Here is a 19247-nt window from a genome sequence, read left to right on the forward strand (position 1 = left end):
TCCTTACAATATTTTAATTCTACACATTTGTCAAAAATCCTTCTTTTTGATTAAAATTTTTTTATAACAACTTTATATTTTGTGGAATTGATAGATTTTTGGAAAAATTGATAGGCGGGGAACTCCCGCCTACTGAATTGTCACACTAACTTTTTCAGGGCGAATTTTAATTATATTGACATTCAGCTTAGTATTTACATTAACTGTCAGAGTATAATTACCAGGAGATAAATTTGAAGCATCGACGTAAGCCGTGAAATCTGTAGAAGTAGCTCCTGCAACAACACTTTCAGGCCCTGAAATTGTAACAACTACTTCTGGATTCTGGACTGTTACACTCTTACCCTCTGCCCCTTTCACTTCTACATTGGTTATAGTCACATCTTTTGTAGCCAATTTTTGTATATCTATATATACTTTAGCAGTTATGTCACTCTTTACAAGCTTTACTCCATCAGGCAAATCAAAAGGCACCGTCTCAGTGACAGGTCCTGTCAGACCCGTTATATCTATCTGTTTTGTGCTTATGGACTTTATGGTATTAAGGACATCCTCATCTCCAGTGATGTATACATACTCTGGAAGAACATTTACAGAAGCAACTACATAGCCCTCCTGAGGTTTGCCAAATATTTTAGGAGTCACTGGAACTCTTATTGATTTGTTTACCGGAATGTAAACTTCCACAAGATTTGGTGTAACTGTAACCCCTTTTATCTCCTTGCCTTCCCTATCTACAGCCACAGCTGGGACAGATATCTTAATATCCTCTTTTTTGTAGGAGACATTCACCTGTGCAATCACATTTTTTACAAGATTTACTTTGCTCTCTGGTCCTACCACCATCACTTCGCCAGGAGTCGGAACCGCCGGCTGCATAGCATATCCATCCATCACATTTCCCACTATCTTTACCGTAACAGGCATCTGAATTTTGGCAATAGTGTCCACATCTACTTTTATCTCGGGAGGAATTACAGAAACTAAAGAGACATTTTTGGGAAGCCCCTCTATCCTCACAGGGATTACATTTATTCCTTTAGAGGTCACACGGCTCAAATCCGCATAAGCACTTATATTTTGAGCGGCTATGTTTAATACGTCGCTTCTTCTCCCTCTCACCTTCACATTCACCGTATATCCCTTTTCCTCAAGCAAAGTCAAACCCTTTTTCTCAAGAGTATCCACATTTACTAACTTTACAGGGACATTGCTAATCTCATAAGGAATTTCCGGATTTTCTTCCCCCATCACATAAAGCCATAATAAAAAAGCCAGTATCAGCGACAGGAGCTTTATAGTAAAATTTTTAGTCAGCATGTTTGTTCCCCCATTTTCTCCAAACAGGCTTCTTATTTTCCTTCACGTCCAAAATGCTAGACAAAACCTCTTTTAAAGTCTTCGGGTCCAGATGGCGAGAAAGCCTTCCGTTTTGAGCAAGTGAAATAATGCCTGTTTCTTCAGACACAATTATGGCAATGGCATCAGAAATTTCTGTAACGCCTAAACCAGCCCTGTGCCTTGTCCCCAGTTCACTGCTCAAATTCTGGTTGTCCGTAAGAGGCAGAAAACATCCCGCTGCCATAATCCTGTCTCCTCTTATAATAACTGCTCCATCGTGCAAGGGAGTATTTGGAATAAAAGTATTTATCAGAAGCTCACTGGAAATTTTAGAATCCATCGCTATTCCAGTCTCAATTATCTCATTAAGCCCTGTCTCCCTTTCAATCACAATAAGAGCTCCTATTTTAGACCTGGAAAGGTACTGAACCGCATCGCATATTTCCCCTATTACCTCAGACATGTCCTTCTCGTCCTCATTGAAAAAGAAAAAATTCTTTCCTAAAAAGCCGCTCCTACCCAAAGACTCCAGCCCTCTTCTGAGCTCAGGCTGAAACACAATCAAAAGAGCAATGACTCCGACAGTCATAGCATTTCTCAAGATGTAATTCACTGTTCGAAGCTGTAACCACTCACTTAATTTTGTAATTATTATCAAAACAGCAAGCCCTTTCAAAAGTTGCTCCGCTCTTGTCTTGTGGATGACAAGTATAAGCCGGTAAAGGACATAGGCTATTATCAATATATCCACTATATCGTTAATCCTCATTGTCTTGATTATATCTATAAGTCCAGTGAACAAAAAATTCACCTCACAAAGCTTTTGTAATGAGCTACTCATATTAATTATACAACAAATTTGGATAAAAAATAATTTAGCTGGGAAAATTATTTTAAAGGGAAAAGAGGAGGGTAAGGATGAACTCAAGCAAAGGAGGAAAAGATGACCTTCTTGTAAATTCTGTAATACAAAAGCTTTCCCGCTATGACCTAAATCTTCCAGATCTAATCATAACAGCAAACAACGGTGTCATAACCTTGGAAGGATATGTAAAAAATTTAGAGGAGAAAAAATTGCTCAGTCAAATTGCAGAGAGCGTAGAAGGAGTAAAAAAAGTAATTGATGAAGTAAAAATCAGGTAGAAGTCATAGAAGCTATTCTATGACTTCTACCCTTATGTTATTTTTCATTGCTTCTTTTTTTAAGGGATTTACGACATCCCCATGTAGTATCACATCCAGTGCAGACCTTAAGGACTTTCCGACTATTATCTCAGTTATGTTATTCTCTCTTGCAAATTCCGCAAGAGTTTTTGAAATTTTCTTTCCAACTAGAATTGACACTCTTCCTCCGAGTTTTTGAGCCATATCAAAAAGCTCAAGTAAGACTTCATTTTCTTTTAAATCCTGTGAGATATCGCTGTTTTTGTTAACGTATACAACGCAAAACTCACCATTGGTCTCTTTTGCCCTCTGGGCACCTCTTTCCACAAGCCTGCGTGAGCTCTTCTGAGGTGTTATACACACCATGATTCTGCTCTTCACGCTAGGCTCGTAACTAAGTACCATCTTTAAAAAACCCCTTTCAGGCACATATTTGCCCTTCTATAATTAATTATATGCGAAGGATTCTCTTTATGTCAAATTTCCTTTCCTTCTTGATAGTGTCAAGATACTGTAGGATTTTTTTAAGACAACCCCTGAAACTTAATTAATTCAGGGCTTCGTTTTATCATGTTCTTTATATAACTTGTGCATATTTTAATGCTCTTAAAACCCTATATATTGGCGTTACTTTCCCTATATTCAAAACCGTAATATTGTTTATTTTTTCATTTGTAGACGTTTTAACTCTCCTTACTGCCTCTTTTATTTGCTTCTCTGTTAATTTGTAACTTCCTGCATTTATATTCTTTTTCTTGCCCCACTCTACTTCTCTTAAGTCTCCTCCATTCTTGCTAAATACCCTTAATTTCGCCATTAACTTTAATCCTTCTCTGCTCCACCCTAATGGATTCCTGCTAAGTCTTGCAGAAAATACATGGCTTATATGCCCTTCTGCACTGCACCCTATTACATCTTCGTCTTCACTGTATATCTTTATCCCTTCCCAATTGTTTAGTATGTATCTCTTCGCTTCCTTTATCTTTTCTTTTTCTTTCTCTTCTTTTGCTATCTTTATTAACTCACCAAATATTTTCTTCACTCCTTCTTTATCCCCTTCATTTATTGCTCTCCATATCTTATCCCTATACTTTGGCTCTTTTGATGTTGCTTTTAATACGTATTTGTTTAAATGATATCTGTCTAACACAAACCTTGATTTTACTATCCATTCTAATCCCTCTTTTATCCATGGTGCTCCATCTCCTGCTATGTATATCTTCTCTATCTTCTCTTCCTTGTAATTTTCTTCTATGTAATTCGCTACATCTATCCATATGTCTTCTGCTTTCTCTCCTACGTATGCCTTGTAATACACATTCTTCAGTACGTTCCTTCCGTTTTTCTCTTCCCTACCTTCATGTATGTATATCAATCGCGGTGTTTCACTGCTGCCATCTTGTAAAGGTACATGGTCTTCATCTGCTTCTATGTATAAAACCCTTACTTCCTTCTTCTCTTTTATTTCTCTCTTCACCTCTACTTCTCCTATTTCCCTTATTGCGTTTAATACCGTCTGTTTACTTATTTTCTCTGGACATGCTTTCTCGCTACTTTTCTCGTATGATTCTTCTATCGCATTTTCTACTAACTTTATTTTTACTCCCTTTTCTATCCTCTCGTGCCGTCCTATCTCTAATGCATCATCCACTAAATATGTATATCTACCATCCTCCCTTGATTTGTAATATGTCCTCTCATATTCAATATCCCCAAGGACTGTCGTTAATCTCTTTTTATCTTTCCTCTCTACTACCCATTTTTCTTTCCTTCTCTTGTCTTCTTTTATTATCCTATCTAACTCCTCAATAATTGCTTCTATTGCCTCTCTACCTAGTTTGTCCGTAAGTTCTTTTATCCTTGCTACAAGCTCTGTAATATTCATTCCATTCTTTAATAAATCCTCAAAAACATTCATCATTTCCCTAGTGAAATTTAGAGCATTTTGTAGTATAATATCCTCAAAAATATGTTTTTTCACAAGAGACACCCCTTTCGTGTTTTTTGTTTTCCACAATCTATTTTATCACAGGGGTTGTCTCTTGTTTTTTCACTTTAAAAATCCTACGATAATTTTACACTATGTTCCTTCTTTAAACTGTCAAAAAACTCCTTCATTCTTTTTATTTCTTCTAAACTCGGTCTCTTAGAACCGTACACGGTTTTATTGTATATTCTGGTAATTTGCTCAAAATCTTTATACCCTTCTTTTGCAACGCGCTCCTGATACTCCAAAGTCGTCTCCGAATCCCTCATTGTGAATCCTCTTTTAGAAAGCTTTCTTACTATTTTGTCATAGTAATATATAACGAGATACTTTTCGTCCTTATCCAGAGTTTTTTTCTTTTTAAAGTACAATGCAAATATACTAGATGCCATTATCAATAGAAAAGCCCCTAAAACTTCTATCAATTTAATCTCTTTCTTTTTATCTACTGGTGCATTTTCACTACCTGTCACCTTCTCGCTCTGGCTCATCCCTTCCTCAATATTTTTAAAGTCCTCTTCCCTTCTGTTGTCAGGCAAAATATCCTCTTTAGGCAAATCAGAAGATGTAGAGGATAAAAAGATAGGAAATTCGATAGAAGGATAATGAGGCGTTGGCTCAAAAGTAACCCATCCGTAGTCATCAAAATAGACTTCTACCCACGCATGCGCATCTGCTGTTGTCACTATATATTTCCCATTTTTATCTGGAGCAGGCGGCAGTTTAAACCCTACTACATATCTTGTAGGAATTCCTACGGTTCTCAGCATAACAGCCATAGCCGTAGCGTAGTGAGTGCAGTAGCCTTTTTTGAGGTCAAAGAGAAAATAATCCACAAAGTCTCTGCCTGGCGGCGTAGGGGGAACATCGAGAGAATATGGAAATTTCCTCAAATACTCTTCTACCGCCTTTACTTTATCGTACTGATTTTGCTTATCCTTCGTGAGGGAATAAGCCAGTTCTTTCACTCTTTCAGGAAGATTAGAAGGATAAGAAAGATATCTTTTCCTTTCTTCCTCACTCAAACTCGTACTTCCTTTTTCTTTTAAGTCTTTTAAATCTATCGATGGAGTCAAATATATTACAAAGTAAGGCTCTCCTGTGGCATGGGAAGTTTTTGCCTTTAAATTAAGATTTTCTTCTTCATAGTAAAAACTGTCGCTCAATTTATAAGGTTGCCATGGAGAAAACAGAATGTCCGATTTGATATTTACAGGAATAATTTTTAGACTCTTTATTTGGTACTTGACATTCCTGCTAAAAGTAACTGGAATCACACCACCTACATTCTCATAGCGATACTGCTGAACATAATTTGTCCATCTGCTTTTCCCTGAAGGAGAGGTGACATACTGGTCATACACCATCCCCCTCAAATAAGTGCTTTCTTTTGTCTCCACTTCCATCACTACAGAGTTTGAAACTTTTGCGGCTCCCCCTAAGTCACTTGCAAAAGACACAAAAACATCTTCTGCAGGAGTCCCTTTGGGTTTTCCCTCCCCATTCCTCCATTCCCTTGTAAACGGAAAAGTATCGTAAAACCAGTTTTCTAATCTATCCCATTTCAAAGGGCTAAAGGCCTTTGGCATAAGTTCAGCGCCAAAAGCGCTTATGGAAGAGAAAAGCATCACAATAGCCAAAAAAGCAGAAAGAGGACCCCTCAAGCCGTTTTTCCTGAAATAATTTTTAACCCCTATGTCAGTAAAGCAAAGGAGCACATAAACCATCAAGTAAAAATAGGCTTTATCCACATAGTTGTACCATTGAACTACAAAAAATATCATACCTGAAAGCAACGTTAAAAACCAGCTTCTCATCAAACCATTCATCGCGCTTATTAAAAAAGTCACAATTCCTACAGTTACAAATAATGTAAAGACTTTGTACTTCTCTGTAAGGGCGCTAAAAGCAGGTGAAGAAGGCGCGTAATTCATGTATGCGTTTATCCATTTGACAAAACCTTCAATGTAAAGAAATATACTCACCAAAATATCCCTATAACCGAAAAAGAGGGCAAAATCTCCTATAAGAATTATAATCAGCAAAAGGACTATGAGCAAAGGCCTTTTTAACAAAAAAAGGAAAAAGATCGTAGAAACTGCTGTCAGCAGAAAGACATAAAACCAAGGAAAATGAAATTTAAACCCCTCAAGAGCTGAAAAAACCACGACTAAAGACAAAGCTATATTAATGGAATATTCATACAAAACTTCCTTTAACCTTCTCCCCATTTTTATGCCTCCAAAATACCATTCCTACTCTTATCTTATCAATCTTGTCCTTAATTTTTCCATAATCATTTACATAGTAAATGAGCACTTCTACTCCTGTATCTTGAAGTTCATGTAACTTATTTAAAACAAAGCTGTCAAGATAGGGCGTTATTAAGACAAGAGTTGCATCCTTAGGGATAACCACATCTAATCCTTCAAAATCTAATATGCCCTTATCGTAGACAGGAAAATTCTTAATACTCGCTTCCATAAAAGCTCCAAAATCCCTTATAGTCCGCCCTCTCACCTGAACTTGCCCTGAAGGATAATCAAGCAAATTCACGGGAATTCCAGCAAGAAGGCAGTATTTAGCTACAGAAACCATGCATTCAGCACATTCCTCATCCAGCTTGCCATCTACATCGTCTAAAAAATGGCCTTTATTGAGGTCCCACAGCAAATAAACCTCACTCATGGCGGATATCTGAAACTCTTTAGCGTAAAGCTCACCTTTCTTAGCCGACACCTTCCAATGAATTCTTTTAATGCTATCTCCCGGGACATATTTCCTGAGCTGCAGCATGTTGGTATAATCTTCAAAGGCTCTGTTTTTTGCCTCAACAATCCCCAGCTGTTGGGCCGCCTTTAAACTAGGCTTTATATCCCTCACCTTAGGGAAAACCTTTAATTTTATTTTGAAATCGTAAAATTTCACTCTAGTAAAAATTCCAAAAGGGTCCTGAATTTTTAACTCAAAAGGCCCTACAAAATATATTCCCCTTCTGGGGAGTGTAAACTTTTTCTTAAACTTTTTATTTTTGAAGCTTGCCAAATAGCCCTCCATCAGTCCAAACTTACCACTTACAGTAGAGTAATCCCTTATTTCTACATTAAATACCGGCAAAAAGCTATTATTTATGAGATTTATCTCATATTCCGCCTCTTCTCCTACAGTGAATTTCTCTTCGTGAGCTATTATATATAAATCAAGGGAATTTTTAACATAACGCAAATAAAGATAATTTAAAAGAATGAAAATAGCAAATTCGTAGGTCAATAAAAAAATTATTTTACCTGCAGTAAAGACTGCAAAAGTAAGCGTCAAAAGCAAAAGGAAAAAAATCATCAATTTACTACGCATATCTTCTTACCACCGGCACTTTTGTAGTATCCACTATATTTTTTATGAACATCCTCTCATCAAGCCCTTCAAACTTTTCCTCATTCCTCAATATGATTCGATGAGATAGCACTGGAACCGCTAAAGCTTTTACATCATCTGGCAGTACATAATCTCTTCCTTGACAGTAAGCTCTTGCCTGAGCTGATCTCATCAGATTCAAAGTAGCTCTTGGACTAGCTCCCAACCTTATGGCTTTGCTCTTTCTGGTGCTCGATACCAAATTCACTATATAATTTCTGACAATGTCTTCTACGTAAACCTTCTTTACTTCCTCCTGCATTTTTATTACTTCCTCAGCGTTTACAACAGGCTTAAGCTCCTCCAAGGGATTTTTTTCTTCAAAATTCGCCAAAATCTCTAGCTCCTCTGCTTCACTTGGATAGCCTATCTCTATTTTTATCATAAATCTATCAAGCTGGGCCTCCGGCAACTTAAAAGTCCCCTCGTACTCAATCGGATTTTGTGTAGCCAGTACCATAAAAGGTTTCGGCAAAGGATATGTGACTCCATCCACAGTAATCTGCTTTTCCTCCATAGCTTCAAGCAAACTTGACTGCGTCTTAGGAGAAGTCCTGTTTATCTCATCTGCTAAGACTATATTGCTCATTATAGGGCCTGGCTTAAATTCAAATTCCCTTTTTTGCTGATTGTAAACTGTCACTCCCACTACGTCTGAAGGTACCAAATCAGGAGTAAATTGAATCCTCCTAAAGCTTGCATTTATAGACTTTGCAAGAGCCTTGACAAGAGAAGTTTTCCCAACCCCCGGCACATCTTCAATTAAAACGTGCCCTTCTGCCAGCAAAGCTATAATGACAAGCTCCACTGCTTCTCTTTTCCCTATTATCACCTTTTCTATGTTTTCTATAATTTTCTCAACTTTACTGTTCATGCTCATCTTCATCGCATCCTTTAATAATTTTTAAAAGCTGCCACATGTCCTCTATAAAATAATCCGGCTTTTCCTTTTTCAAAAGCTCAAAAGGAAGAACTGACCACTTTACCGCTACGCTTCTAACTCCAGCACTCCGAGCAGAAAGTATGTCGTAGGGGCTATCTCCTACCATTAAAGCTTCTTCCCTAGGGCTTTTAAGAAGCTCTAATGCCTTCAAAACAGGGTCAGGTTCGGGTTTATGCTTTTCTGTATCCTCAAGCCCTACAAGTACGTCAAAGTACTTATCTAGCTCAAAAAGCTTCAAACCCCTTTTTGCTAATTCTCTCCTTTTTGAAGTTACAACAGCTGTTTTTATCCCTTCCTCTTTTAACCTTGCAAGGACTTCTTTTACGTCCTCTCTAATTTTAGTATACCTATCGTGGTACTTCTCATTGTAATCTCTATAAGTTTTTAACATAATTTCCCATTTATCTTTGCTAAACCTCTGCAAAGTCAAAGGCAGAGGTTCTCCAAAATAGGGAATTACCTCCTCAGCCCCAATTTTGTACCCCAAATGCTTTTCTACAGTATAGACAAAAGATTTTATTATAAGCTGGTTTGTGTCTATTATCGTGCCATCTAAGTCAAAAAGCACTGCAGTTATCTTCATAACATCCTTCCTTTTAAATATTCCTTTTTCTTTAGTATACAAAAAAAAGACAAGAGTAACAAGAGGATAACACACTCATTCGGAAGTTTTTTGAAAATAAGCTATGATCCCTTTGTAAATAGCCCACGCTATTTTGTACTGATAATTAGGGTCGTTTAACAACCTTTCTTCTCCAGGATTTGACATAAATCCGCATTCTACAATCACTGCAGGCATCTTAGCATTTCTTAAAATATAATAACTGTTGGAGCTCTTTGCCATCCTGTCATTATTTGGATCCAGGGTTTTCCTGAGTTCTTCTTGAATTAATTCCGCTAGCAACTTCCCCTTTTCAGAATTTTGCTGGTAAAACACCTGAGCTCCTTTATATTTCGACTGGGAAAAGCTATTTTGATGTATGCTAATTAAAACATCCCCCTCCACCTGATTGGCCTTTAAAACCCTGTTTTTCAGGTCTTTTGAGAGGGAAGAATCCGACAGAGAATCGTCTTCTCTTATCATAACTGCAATGCCCCCTGTGTGTTCAATCAGTTCTTTCAATTTTTGTGCAATCTCTAAATTCAGTTCATCTTCATCCTTTCCGTATTTCCCCGGTTTTCCCGGGTCATAACCTCCGTGTCCAGCGTCAATTACAATTATTTTATTCATTATTGGCAATGTAGTAAAAACAGAAAGATTTTTTGTCTGCCAATTATATGAAAAAACTGAAACAAGCAACAACAAGCCAAACAAAAGCCATCTTTTTAATCTCACATGGCCCCTCCTTTCCTCTCATAAAAGTTTCACTATAAACAGTCTATTGTCACTTAATAAAAAAATTCACATATTATGAATCTAGGGTAGCGTCAAGTAGGAACATGAGGATTCCCTAAAAAATAGAAATTGTAGGTAGTAGTTAGCAAAGAAATTAGTGATTATTAAATCAATAACTTAAAATGATGCCCAGGGAAAAACTATAAGTAAATAAAATCTAAGCTTTTATGGGCAAAGAAGGCAAATATCACCCTATGGTAAGCTAGACTATTTCAAATACAGTCTAACTTACCACATAAAAGTTGTCAAGATTATAAAGTTTAATTAAGCTCAACAAACCATTGAATCAGTTTAACCCAATTATCCACTTGGTGGCCACGTTTATCTTTGAGGGGTGCAAGTACTTTACCATCGGAAGCCTCATGAGGTTTCAAGTGATTGTAGTACAGCTGATATAGCAATGCATGAGCGACAGCACCTTCAAAAGAACTAAAAGACTTATGGCGCTTGTAATGAGCCTTGTAAGAGCCAAATAAGCGTTCTAAACGGTTTTTATACGGTCTGTAAGTATGACTGTCACCACCGGGTGGAGGAGAGATTCCCAACACAGGTCGATGACGGATATTGGCTCCAAAGAAAACCGAAGCGAAATGGACTGCCACATCATAAATAGGCGCTTTATCTGTGACTAAAATGAATTCTCGGTTGTTGTAACGGTCAATGACCTCTTTAAGGATTGTCAAAGCAGCTAAAGCATCCCTATGAGGAGAAAGGTGCTGTGAGATAATAAAACCTCTCAAGCCATCACAGGCAGTAAAAAGGTAATGCCACTTACCTTTGACCTTTATGTAAGTCTCATCAATAACAACAAGGCCTGACAAAGGGAGGTTGATAGACTTAACAAGCGGAGCGAGTTTAGAGGCCAAGGAAACCACCCAGTTTTGTATAGTCTGATGAGAGAGTTGAACTTGCCATATATGCTGTAGTGCAGAGACAGTTTGCCTTAAAGAAAGACCGAGACCTACGTATAAATTAACAGTTTGTGCTATCAAGAATGGGCTAAAATGGCTTTTTGCGAGGTTAACAGGGGCAGCATTTGGAGAAGAAGAAGAGAGTTCATCAAAATCAACATCAAAAGCTCTGAAGCGATATCTTTTACGGTGGTTAAGCCACTTAGGGCAATTATCATTGCGACACTTAAACACAGTAAAATTCTTTCTAGTTTTATCCTGAATAAGTGCAGACCCGCAGAAAGGGCAGCGGTAAGTAGGGCGAGACTTTTTAGGAGCAGGTTTACCAGGAGCCCATTGATGTTTACACACTTTACACTGTAGTTTTTGAAAGCCGTCAGGGTCTTTACCAAAACTGTACAAATAATCAGGAGGGGCACCGCAAACAGGGCAGTTATCAACATCAACACAAAGGGGTTTAATACGTCTAACATGAGAGATAGGCTTACCTTGAGCTTCAGCTTCGGCAAGGATTTTCCTGTAATCTTTTTTCTCAACAACTTTTTCAACAAGGGGCAGAGGATCCTCTAGAGGTGACAAAACTTTGTAGCCTGAAGGTTGGAGGTCAACAGGCGGCTGAATGTCTACTTTAAATTGTTTGAGAGCGAATAGAGAAATTTTAAGCAAAAAATTTAATAAATGAGTAAGAAGGAAAACGGGTAGTAGTTGTCGAAACATAAATTAGGATTCCCTCCTTTGGGTTGATGGTGTTTGTTTTTGCTACAACTACTACCTACGACACCAAGGGAGGGAATCCTCCTTTTTCTCGAAAAAATTTTTATTCCAATGTTTTAGAGACTATAGATATGCGAATTTAAGGCTTTAATTTGACGTTACAGAATCTAGGAAAGGAGGTAATAATATGATTACAATAGAGATACCTTACGTCGTTCAGCCTGGCGATACTGTATTTTCAATTGCAAGAAAGTTCAACACTTCTGTAGATGCCATAATAACCCGAAATAACATAATCAATCCCTCTTTGATATATCCAGGTCAAAGGCTAATAATACCAGTACAGGGCAATTACTACACAGTACAACCAGGTGATACAGTGTATTCAATTGCTCAAAAATTCAATGTGCCCTATGAAAGCATAATATACATTAACAATCTGAGCTATCCTTATAACATCTACCCAGGCCAAAGATTGTTCATTCCCGGAATATCAATGAACTATCCGCCATCACCGGTACCACCTATTCCATCCTCCGGCCCCTGTCCGAAATACTACACTGTGCAGCCAGGTGATACTTTATGGAGCATAGCGCAGAAATTTGGAATATCCATAGATGAACTCATCCGAGCTAACTACCTCGTAAATCCAGGTATGATATACCCAGGGCAGACTCTCATAATACCATGCCCTTCGACGCCTCCAGTAGAATACCCTACTTTAAGGCTGGGAGATAGAGGACCTTTTGTAGTTAACTTACAGGCTCGCCTTAAATCTCTTGGCTTTGATCCAGGACCTATTGACGGAATCTTTGGTCCCAAAACCGAAGCAGCTGTAAAGGCTTATCAGCAAAGCAGAGGTCTACCCCCTACCGGCATAGTTGATGAAACAACCTGGAATGCGCTTTTATTTGCCACACCTCCAGCACCACCACCTGCTTCCGGAAAAGTATATATAGTAAAGCCTGGAGAATCCCTGTGGACAATAGCCCAAAAATTTAATACAACAGTAGAAGCTATATTAAAGGCAAATCCTGAAATAAAAGACCCAAATCTGATATACCCCGGCCAGAGAATAATAATCCCTACTTCACAGCAGGCTGCCACCTCTCAGGAAATAATTACTGACAAAGAACCACAAGACAAGGAAGAAGAAAAATAGTCAGGAGACTTCTCCTGACTATTTCTTTAGGCTTTCTATATACTTTTCTGCAGCGTAAGCGGCTGTCGCTCCATCTCCTGCAGCTGTTATCACCTGTCTTAAAAGCTTGTGCCTTATATCTCCTGCAGCAAAAACTCCTGGTATATTGGTTTTCATATCATCATCAGTGATTATATACCCATACTCATCTAACTCTACAATTCCCTTTACAAGCTCTGTATTCGGGTCATAGCCTATAGCGACAAATACTCCATCCACATTTAACGTACTCTCTTCCCCTGTCTTCACATTTTTAAGCCTAATTCTCTCTACTCCATACTCTCCCTCAACATCAACTACTACAGTATTCCAAATGAATTCTATCTTTTCATTGGCAAAAGCCTTTTCCTGCTCTATCTTGGTAGCTCTTAACTGGTCTCTCCTGTGAATTATGTAGACTTTTTTAGCAAATTTCGTAAGATAAAGAGCATCTTCTACTGCTGTATTTCCTCCTCCTATGACAGCAACAACTGCATCTCTGTAAAAAGCACCATCACAGGTTGCACAGAAAGAAATACCTGCCCCTATAAATCTATCCTCATTGGGAACTCCTAACTTTCTAGGAGTTGCTCCCATTGCAAGTATTATAGCCTTCGCCTCATATACTTTATTGTTGGCTGTCTTTACTCTCTTTATCTCTCCTGTAATATCAAGGCTTTCTACATCCTCTAAAACTATCTCAAGCCCGTGCTTTCTCACCTGAGCCTCCATTTTCGCCACTAGGTCTGCACCTGTAATCTCTTCGTAGCCCGGATAATTCTCCAGCTGATAGGTATTTACAATCTGACCTCCAAGATATGTCTTCTCAATAAGCACTGTTTTGAGCCTTGACCTTGCAGCGTAAAGTCCGGCTGTAAGCCCTGCAGGTCCTCCACCCAAAATTATTAGGTCGTACATAATAAAATCACTCCTCCTTTTGAACTAAATTAATTGCCATAAAATTTATGGAAGCAGTAAAAACTACTGCTTCCATAATTATATCACAAACTTTCTCTATTTACATCATCCCGACAGGCTGTTTGAATTTGTTTTTGGTCTCCTGTATATCTTGGGGCTGTGCAGCCTTAACAGGATACCATCCCCTCTGGTTTACTGCAGTCCAGACTGTCCTCTGGTCTTCCAAAGTTGAATTTAAGAGGTTTATATACTCCCTTCTTATGCTCTCATTGGCAGCTTCTACTGCTGCGTGGCTTAGCATCTCTATAGCTAGCTTATAACTTCCCAGAATATTCATCATTATCTCTTTATCAGTAACCTGCTGATTGCCGTACACTAAAATCCTCTCCTTTCAGCTTAAATGTCTTATTAAGGAATTAAAATTGTTCTGACACCTATTCGCTAAATTTTGACACAATGCCTTAAGCTGCGGGTCCTGACAGCGAGTGGCGTAATCATTTAAAGTCTTTGTCATGTTCTGCTGCATTGTCAAAATATCATCAAGGTAAAGTAACTCTTTTGTAGAAAGCTGCATCATCCTTCTCCTCCTTTTTGTTAATTTCAATTTTAATATGCGCATAAAAATAAAAAATATGCAGGAAACCCTGCACATTTTATTTTATGTATCCCTTTCTTTTGAGTTTTTCAATATGAGCTTTCAACTTTTCTTCAATATTTATGTTATATTTTTCCTCTAAAACAAACATCATAGACACAGCCACTTGCGCTACATCCAAAAGCTCTTCAGAAATTTTTTCCATTATTTCTCTTTCGCTTAAAGTCACATTTTCCCCATTTAAACCCCTGAATTTTCCTATGGCCTGTGCTAACTCCCCTGCTTCTTCCATCAACTTCAAAGCAGTGGACTCCAGTGAAGGAGTAAGGTTATTAAGTTTTGGCAAACTTATTTCCTTAAAACTCGTTTTCATAATCTCCTCTCCATCTTTTAAGCTCTTTTCCTTCTCGCCATAAAAAAGGCCAGTTGAGGCGCTACTTCTCTTATGAGTCCAAGCATTTTAAAAGACGTTTCCCTTATGTCCCACTGTGCTTCCTTTGTACATCTCAAATTCGCAAAGTGGTCAAAAGCCCACAAATCTGCATTCATCACAACCAATCTCTTATGAGCATTTGTGACCACGTAAGGGCTCACTTCAGGCATTTTCTCTTTAAGCTCATAGAATAACTCTTCCGAGGTTTTTAAAGCCCCAATTAAAATATCTTCAGCGCCAGCTTTTACTACATTTGGAGGAATGACAAATCCATTTTCTACAGTCGGCTCTGTCCAGTCAAATATTATGGTCCGGTGACGCAAGAGTTGATGCCAGTTAGCTTCGCTTATTTTAAGCTGGAATTTAAACCTTACCGATTTAAAAGCATCTATCAGATGGTCAAACTCTCCAATCTCTTCTACCGCAGTTTTTATAACTTTCTCCTTTTCTTCTTCCTTCATTGCTTTTACTTTTTCTTTTACTTCCACAAATTCTTTACCAGAATAAGTAAATAAGATATGAGCGACAACTGTATCAACTGGAGAAAAATCCGTACCCTTCCCCGTATAATCTAAAAGAACTACATCATCAGAAGAAATAGCCCTCTTATCTCCCAGGATTTTTTTTGATATATCCTTTAATCTTTCTCTCACCTTCATCTGATAAGGAGTAGGAGTGAGATGTCTTAAGGTGCTCGGCGCAATCTTCTCCCCTTGTTCTACTATCCTTTTTGCAAGCACTTTTGCTTCTTCTGTAGGATGGGCAAACAACTTTCTCACAATGTCCTGCAAGTCTAAGGCGTTTAAGGCAACTGCGAAGCTCGTCCTAGTTGCAAGAATTAATGCATAGCGCGCGTCTTCAAAAGCGATCTTTTCTATCCTATTTAAAAATTTTTCTTCAGTTTCACCTTCTTTTTTCTCCTCTGCTCTCCTCAAATATTCTGTCAAAACCTTTACCAGCTTTTCATACGCATCGTAAGTTGCATTCCAAACTTTTAAAAACTTTTCCTTTAAGACAGGTTCTTTCTCTAATTCGGGCGGGATAACTACTTTCTCTCTTGTTGGCTTCTGATACCTCTGACTCCATTCTATAAATGCAGGTCTTCTGTTCATAAGTTCAATGTCGCCGGACAAAAGTCTGGATACATCTTCCACACAAAGGTGCATCAAGTGCTGCTCTGCAATTGATGAATGCCCAAACTTTTCAACCCACTTTTCATGAAATTCTCTAGCTTTCTCTATAGCTCTTTCCATGGGAATGCTATGTTTAGGCAGGTACTCCGTTATATCCAAATCCCCATCTGTGAGAGATTCAAGAATGTTAAGCCTCCAGCTCGTATCTTTTCTGCTCACCTTTGAATTTATAGGTGGGATTATAAATTCTGGAAGAGAATGTATGAAGTACACTGGGCCGTAGACATCGGTAACAAAATTTTGAAGGAGCTTCTCTTCCTCTGGAGTCAGCTTCCTCATCTGCATGGTAAAAACTCCTTTCAAAAATTGTAAAAACAGCGAACCATACTTTATATAATTGTACCACAAAAATATATAAAAAAACAGCTATCTGCTGATAGCTGTTTTTTTCAGATGGTGACCCATCCGCGATTCGAACGCGGGACACCCTGCTTAAAAGGCAGGTGCTCTACCTCCTGAGCTAATGGGTCCCATGGTGGAGGGAGATGGATTTGAACCATCGAAGGCATACGCCAGCAGATTTACAGTCTGCCCCCTTTGGCCGCTTGGGTATCCCTCCACATTTTTATTGGCAGCTACAGAGCTATTTTATCACACAGATGCCGATTTGTAAATAGTTTTTATTGGAAAAGCACATAATTTTGCTTTTGTATCATTTTCATTATATAATGTAAATAGCATTTTAATGATAACGGAGGAACTCATATGAAACTCGTATCGTGGAATGTAAACGGATTAAGAGCTTGTCTGCAAAAAGGCTTTATGGATTACTTTAAGGCGATAGACGCGGATATCTTCTGCATACAAGAGACGAAGCTTCAAGAAAACCAAAAAGACATTGAGGGGCTAGACCTTAATGGGTATTATGCCTTCTGGAATTTTGCAGAGAAAAAAGGCTATTCTGGCACAGCAGTATTCACAAAATATAAGCCTCTTTCCGTATCATACGGCATAGGAACCCCGCACCACGATAAAGAAGGAAGAGTAATAACACTGGAATACAAAAAGTTCTTTTTGGTAAACGCTTATACACCTAATTCCCAGAGAGGACTCACAAGGCTTAATTACAGAATGGAGTGGGAAGAGGATTTCCGAAGTTATCTTCTTAAGTTAGACTCTGTAAAACCAGTAATTTTGTGTGGAGACCTCAATGTTGCTCATCAGGAGATAGACATAAAAAATCCTGCTGCAAATAGGCGAAATGCAGGATTTACAGATGAAGAAAGAGAAAAAATGACCATTTTACTAAATTCCGGCTTCATAGATACTTTCAGATATTTCTATCCTGACAAAAAGGACGCTTATACCTGGTGGTCTTATATGCACAATGCCAGGGAAAAAAACATAGGATGGAGAGTCGACTATTTCATCGTATCAGAGAGATTAAAAGACTACCTTATAGACTCTCAAATCCACTCTGAAGTAATGGGAAGTGACCACTGCCCTGTAGTTCTTATAGTAAAAGAAGACCTCATAAAATAAAAGCCCGAAAAGGGCTTTTTAATATTCATCTCTTCTTATTCCGAACTCTGCTGACTCTACCCATTGTTCTGCTTTTCTTAAATGTCCAATTAGGTTATCAAAGAGCTCCTTGTGCTTTTGCTCTTCTTCTATCAAAAACTCAAATAGTTTTTTCTCTTTTTCTTCCACTGCATCTTTCAGCATCTTCTCATAAAGCTCTATGCTCTCTATCTCTTTTTTCATAGCCAGCTCATATACTTCAAGCTGCGTAGGAACAGGCCTTATATCGCTTTTAAACTCTTTTCCCGTTTCAAATACATTCTTATACTTTTCTGATATATCCGTTCTTTCAAGCTGATAGTCCATTTTCTGAGCCCACTTTTCAATTATTTCAGCATGCTTTTTTTCATCCCTGGCTAAATCTAAAAAAAGTTTTTCTAGGTGGGTTCCTTTGTGTTTTTCTGCCTGCTCCGTGTAAAATTTTTCTCCGTCTTTTTCCATTTTAATCGCAAATTCCAAAGCGTTCATACTTAACTCTCCTTTCAAAATTTTAAAAAAGGGGCTTTCACCTACATATAGTATAGATGAAAGCCCTTTTTTTCATTCTACCTTTATCTCTTTGCTGTTTTCCCACAAGCCATGAATATTGCAATAGCTTGTAGCGTAAATCGTTCCAGATTTCTCTATTTTAAATTTCACTGTAACTTCAGGCTCTGTAAATACTCCGTATTCTCCGTGGGATGTAAAATTGTAGTTTCCTATCTCCACAGGGAATTTATCGCCTTCACCTTGGAAATATACCTTTATCCACTTTATGTGGTGCTCCAGAGTGTTAGGATGAGGTATTTCCTCTCCTATATTTACTTTAACCTCAAAAGCTTCTCCCTTCTTAACCTTTTCCGGACTATGTATAACCGGGACGTGCTTTTCCCCTTTCCAATCGCCGCTCTGATACAAAGCGCCAAATCCTGTCGGTGCACACATAACTCGAACTACCTCCTTCTAATTTTTACCATTTCATACTGTCCTTCAAGGTCTCCAAGTCCTCTTCATGCTCAATTTCATCTTCCAATATCTCGAGGACCAAATGATATGTCACCGGGTCAATGTCTTTTAATTCAGAAAGCATTTTGTTGTACACTTCAATCGCGCACTGTTCTCCTTTTATATTCTGCTCCAGCAGTACTTTTACATCTGGATTGTCAGGTGCGTCATATCCACAATTGGTAAGCTTGTACCAATCTTCGGGCTTTATTATTGGGGTTCCTCCTAGCTGAATAATGCGTTCAGCTAATTTTTCAGCGTGTTCCAACTCTTCTCCCGCATGCTCCGCAAGTTCAGCAGCAACAGCCTCTCCCATAGGTCCTCTTGCTATTTTTGCCCCTATCCAGTATTGGTAATAGGCAAGCCACTCATCAGCAAATGCCTTATTGAGCATCTCTATGATTTTATCGGCATGTCCCCCCACAATTTCTCTTCCTTTTGTACCCATCAATTTCTCCTCCCATACACTTTTAATATTCCACCAGCCTTTTTTATACAGGCTAGTGTCTTGATTTAATTATATCATAGTTCAATGGAAAATCAATATCTTTTG

Annotated in this window: 21 protein-coding genes and 2 tRNA genes; 3 read left to right on the forward strand and 20 right to left on the reverse strand. The window is 38.3% G+C overall.

Features of this window, described 5'->3' with window-relative positions:
• Positions 1–129: 129 nt before the first annotated feature.
• A complete protein-coding gene (locus tag TTE_RS10510) occupies positions 130–1320 on the reverse strand; it encodes a CdaR family protein (RefSeq protein WP_009610636.1) in 1191 nt (396 codons plus the stop codon).
• On the reverse strand, positions 1310–2143 hold the full coding sequence (cdaA, locus tag TTE_RS10515) for a diadenylate cyclase CdaA (protein WP_009610622.1): 834 nt from the start codon (positions 2141–2143) through the stop codon (positions 1310–1312). The genes TTE_RS10510 and cdaA overlap by 11 nt, the downstream gene beginning before the upstream one ends.
• A 116-nt stretch (positions 2144–2259) precedes the next feature.
• Here cdaA and TTE_RS10520 point away from each other — a divergent pair, with 116 nt between their 5' ends.
• The gene (locus TTE_RS10520; RefSeq protein WP_022587973.1) at positions 2260–2484 is read left to right on the forward strand and encodes a BON domain-containing protein; all 225 of its coding nucleotides are present in this window, start codon (positions 2260–2262) and stop codon (positions 2482–2484) included.
• Positions 2485–2496: 12 nt separating this feature from the next.
• Here TTE_RS10520 and TTE_RS10525 read toward each other — a convergent pair whose 3' ends face one another.
• From TTE_RS10525 to TTE_RS10560, 8 genes are all read right to left on the reverse strand, one after another.
• Positions 2497–2910, reverse strand: coding sequence for a universal stress protein (locus tag TTE_RS10525; RefSeq protein ID WP_011026278.1), 414 nt, complete (start codon positions 2908–2910; stop codon positions 2497–2499).
• A gap of 172 nt (positions 2911–3082) precedes the next feature.
• A complete protein-coding gene (locus tag TTE_RS10530; RefSeq protein WP_011024560.1) occupies positions 3083–4486 on the reverse strand; it encodes an ISLre2-like element ISTte3 family transposase in 1404 nt (467 codons plus the stop codon).
• 83 nt (positions 4487–4569) lie between these two features.
• Positions 4570–6723, reverse strand: a complete 2154-nt coding sequence (locus TTE_RS10535; RefSeq protein ID WP_011026279.1) for a transglutaminase TgpA family protein — start codon at positions 6721–6723, stop codon at positions 4570–4572.
• A complete protein-coding gene (locus TTE_RS10540) occupies positions 6692–7846 on the reverse strand; it encodes a DUF58 domain-containing protein (protein ID WP_009610623.1) in 1155 nt (384 codons plus the stop codon). The genes TTE_RS10535 and TTE_RS10540 overlap by 32 nt, the downstream gene beginning before the upstream one ends.
• Positions 7839–8786: an AAA family ATPase gene (locus TTE_RS10545; RefSeq protein WP_011026280.1), complete on the reverse strand. Its 948-nt coding sequence runs from the start codon at positions 8784–8786 to the stop codon at positions 7839–7841. Before TTE_RS10545 ends, TTE_RS10540 begins: the two co-directional genes overlap by 8 nt.
• On the reverse strand, positions 8770–9432 hold the full coding sequence (gene ppaX / locus TTE_RS10550) for a pyrophosphatase PpaX (protein ID WP_041587361.1): 663 nt from the start codon (positions 9430–9432) through the stop codon (positions 8770–8772). Before ppaX ends, TTE_RS10545 begins: the two co-directional genes overlap by 17 nt.
• A gap of 75 nt (positions 9433–9507) precedes the next feature.
• Entirely contained in the window at positions 9508–10185 is a 678-nt protein-coding gene (cwlD, locus tag TTE_RS10555; protein WP_011026281.1) for an N-acetylmuramoyl-L-alanine amidase CwlD, read from the reverse strand.
• A 320-nt stretch (positions 10186–10505) separates the two neighbouring features.
• Entirely contained in the window at positions 10506–11873 is a 1368-nt protein-coding gene (locus TTE_RS10560; RefSeq protein WP_011026282.1) for a DDE-type integrase/transposase/recombinase, read from the reverse strand.
• 184 nt (positions 11874–12057) lie between these two features.
• Here TTE_RS10560 and TTE_RS10565 point away from each other — a divergent pair, with 184 nt between their 5' ends.
• Complete coding sequence (locus TTE_RS10565) at positions 12058–13032, forward strand: LysM peptidoglycan-binding domain-containing protein (RefSeq protein ID WP_009610639.1); 975 nt, start codon at positions 12058–12060, stop codon at positions 13030–13032.
• An 18-nt stretch (positions 13033–13050) separates the two neighbouring features.
• On the opposite strand, the gene trxB is transcribed toward TTE_RS10565, so the two are convergent.
• The 7 genes from trxB to TTE_RS10600 form a co-directional block, all read right to left on the reverse strand.
• Positions 13051–13968, reverse strand: coding sequence for a thioredoxin-disulfide reductase (trxB, locus tag TTE_RS10570; RefSeq protein WP_009610631.1), 918 nt, complete (start codon positions 13966–13968; stop codon positions 13051–13053).
• A 100-nt stretch (positions 13969–14068) separates the two neighbouring features.
• On the reverse strand, positions 14069–14344 hold the full coding sequence (locus TTE_RS10575) for a spore coat protein (RefSeq protein ID WP_011026283.1): 276 nt from the start codon (positions 14342–14344) through the stop codon (positions 14069–14071).
• Positions 14345–14359: 15 nt separating this feature from the next.
• Positions 14360–14542, reverse strand: coding sequence for a spore coat protein (locus TTE_RS10580; RefSeq protein ID WP_031314350.1), 183 nt, complete (start codon positions 14540–14542; stop codon positions 14360–14362).
• 79 nt (positions 14543–14621) lie between these two features.
• Positions 14622–14936 (reverse strand): MazG-like family protein, encoded by a 315-nt coding sequence (locus TTE_RS10585; RefSeq protein ID WP_011026285.1) that lies wholly within the window; start codon positions 14934–14936, stop codon positions 14622–14624.
• Positions 14937–14953: 17 nt separating this feature from the next.
• Entirely contained in the window at positions 14954–16474 is a 1521-nt protein-coding gene (locus TTE_RS10590; protein WP_011026286.1) for an FAD-dependent thymidylate synthase, read from the reverse strand.
• A 109-nt stretch (positions 16475–16583) separates the two neighbouring features.
• Positions 16584–16659: transfer RNA gene (locus TTE_RS10595), tRNA-Lys, on the reverse strand.
• Positions 16660–16662: 3 nt separating this feature from the next.
• A tRNA-Tyr gene (locus tag TTE_RS10600) sits at positions 16663–16748 on the reverse strand.
• Positions 16749–16894: 146 nt separating this feature from the next.
• Between TTE_RS10600 and TTE_RS10605 the strand changes: the two genes are divergently transcribed.
• A complete protein-coding gene (locus TTE_RS10605) occupies positions 16895–17671 on the forward strand; it encodes an exodeoxyribonuclease III (RefSeq protein ID WP_011026287.1) in 777 nt (258 codons plus the stop codon).
• Between the two features lie 18 nt (positions 17672–17689).
• Here the strand turns inward: TTE_RS10605 and TTE_RS10610 are convergent, their stop codons facing one another.
• From TTE_RS10610 to TTE_RS10620, 3 genes are all read right to left on the reverse strand, one after another.
• Entirely contained in the window at positions 17690–18178 is a 489-nt protein-coding gene (locus TTE_RS10610; protein ID WP_011026288.1) for a ferritin-like domain-containing protein, read from the reverse strand.
• A gap of 72 nt (positions 18179–18250) precedes the next feature.
• On the reverse strand, positions 18251–18634 hold the full coding sequence (locus tag TTE_RS10615; RefSeq protein ID WP_011026289.1) for a class II SORL domain-containing protein: 384 nt from the start codon (positions 18632–18634) through the stop codon (positions 18251–18253).
• Between the two features lie 25 nt (positions 18635–18659).
• The gene (locus TTE_RS10620; RefSeq protein WP_011026290.1) at positions 18660–19142 is read right to left on the reverse strand and encodes a ferritin-like domain-containing protein; all 483 of its coding nucleotides are present in this window, start codon (positions 19140–19142) and stop codon (positions 18660–18662) included.
• Positions 19143–19247: the final 105 nt, after the last annotated feature.

This window comes from Caldanaerobacter subterraneus subsp. tengcongensis MB4 (assembly GCF_000007085.1).
Classification (GTDB): Bacteria; Bacillota; Thermoanaerobacteria; order Thermoanaerobacterales; family Thermoanaerobacteraceae; genus Thermoanaerobacter; species Thermoanaerobacter subterraneus.

Coding starts and splice junctions, on each gene's coding strand:
- ppaX (WP_041587361.1), bottom strand. CDS start 9,432: ATGAAGATAACTGCAGTGCTTTTTGACTTAGATGGCACGATAATAGAC.
- TTE_RS10605 (WP_011026287.1), top strand. CDS start 16,895: ATGAAACTCGTATCGTGGAATGTAAACGGATTAAGAGCTTGTCTGCAA.
- TTE_RS10565 (WP_009610639.1), top strand. CDS start 12,058: ATGATTACAATAGAGATACCTTACGTCGTTCAGCCTGGCGATACTGTA.
- TTE_RS10520 (WP_022587973.1), top strand. CDS start 2,260: ATGAACTCAAGCAAAGGAGGAAAAGATGACCTTCTTGTAAATTCTGTA.
- TTE_RS10590 (WP_011026286.1), bottom strand. CDS start 16,474: ATGCAGATGAGGAAGCTGACTCCAGAGGAAGAGAAGCTCCTTCAAAAT.
- TTE_RS10580 (WP_031314350.1), bottom strand. CDS start 14,542: ATGCAGCTTTCTACAAAAGAGTTACTTTACCTTGATGATATTTTGACA.
- trxB (WP_009610631.1), bottom strand. CDS start 13,968: ATGTACGACCTAATAATTTTGGGTGGAGGACCTGCAGGGCTTACAGCC.
- TTE_RS10560 (WP_011026282.1), bottom strand. CDS start 11,873: ATGTTTCGACAACTACTACCCGTTTTCCTTCTTACTCATTTATTAAAT.
- TTE_RS10540 (WP_009610623.1), bottom strand. CDS start 7,846: ATGCGTAGTAAATTGATGATTTTTTTCCTTTTGCTTTTGACGCTTACT.
- TTE_RS10525 (WP_011026278.1), bottom strand. CDS start 2,910: ATGGTACTTAGTTACGAGCCTAGCGTGAAGAGCAGAATCATGGTGTGT.
- TTE_RS10535 (WP_011026279.1), bottom strand. CDS start 6,723: ATGGGGAGAAGGTTAAAGGAAGTTTTGTATGAATATTCCATTAATATA.
- TTE_RS10585 (WP_011026285.1), bottom strand. CDS start 14,936: ATGAAAACGAGTTTTAAGGAAATAAGTTTGCCAAAACTTAATAACCTT.
- TTE_RS10545 (WP_011026280.1), bottom strand. CDS start 8,786: ATGAGCATGAACAGTAAAGTTGAGAAAATTATAGAAAACATAGAAAAG.
- TTE_RS10610 (WP_011026288.1), bottom strand. CDS start 18,178: ATGAACGCTTTGGAATTTGCGATTAAAATGGAAAAAGACGGAGAAAAA.
- TTE_RS10620 (WP_011026290.1), bottom strand. CDS start 19,142: ATGGGTACAAAAGGAAGAGAAATTGTGGGGGGACATGCCGATAAAATC.
- TTE_RS10510 (WP_009610636.1), bottom strand. CDS start 1,320: ATGCTGACTAAAAATTTTACTATAAAGCTCCTGTCGCTGATACTGGCT.
- TTE_RS10615 (WP_011026289.1), bottom strand. CDS start 18,634: ATGTGTGCACCGACAGGATTTGGCGCTTTGTATCAGAGCGGCGATTGG.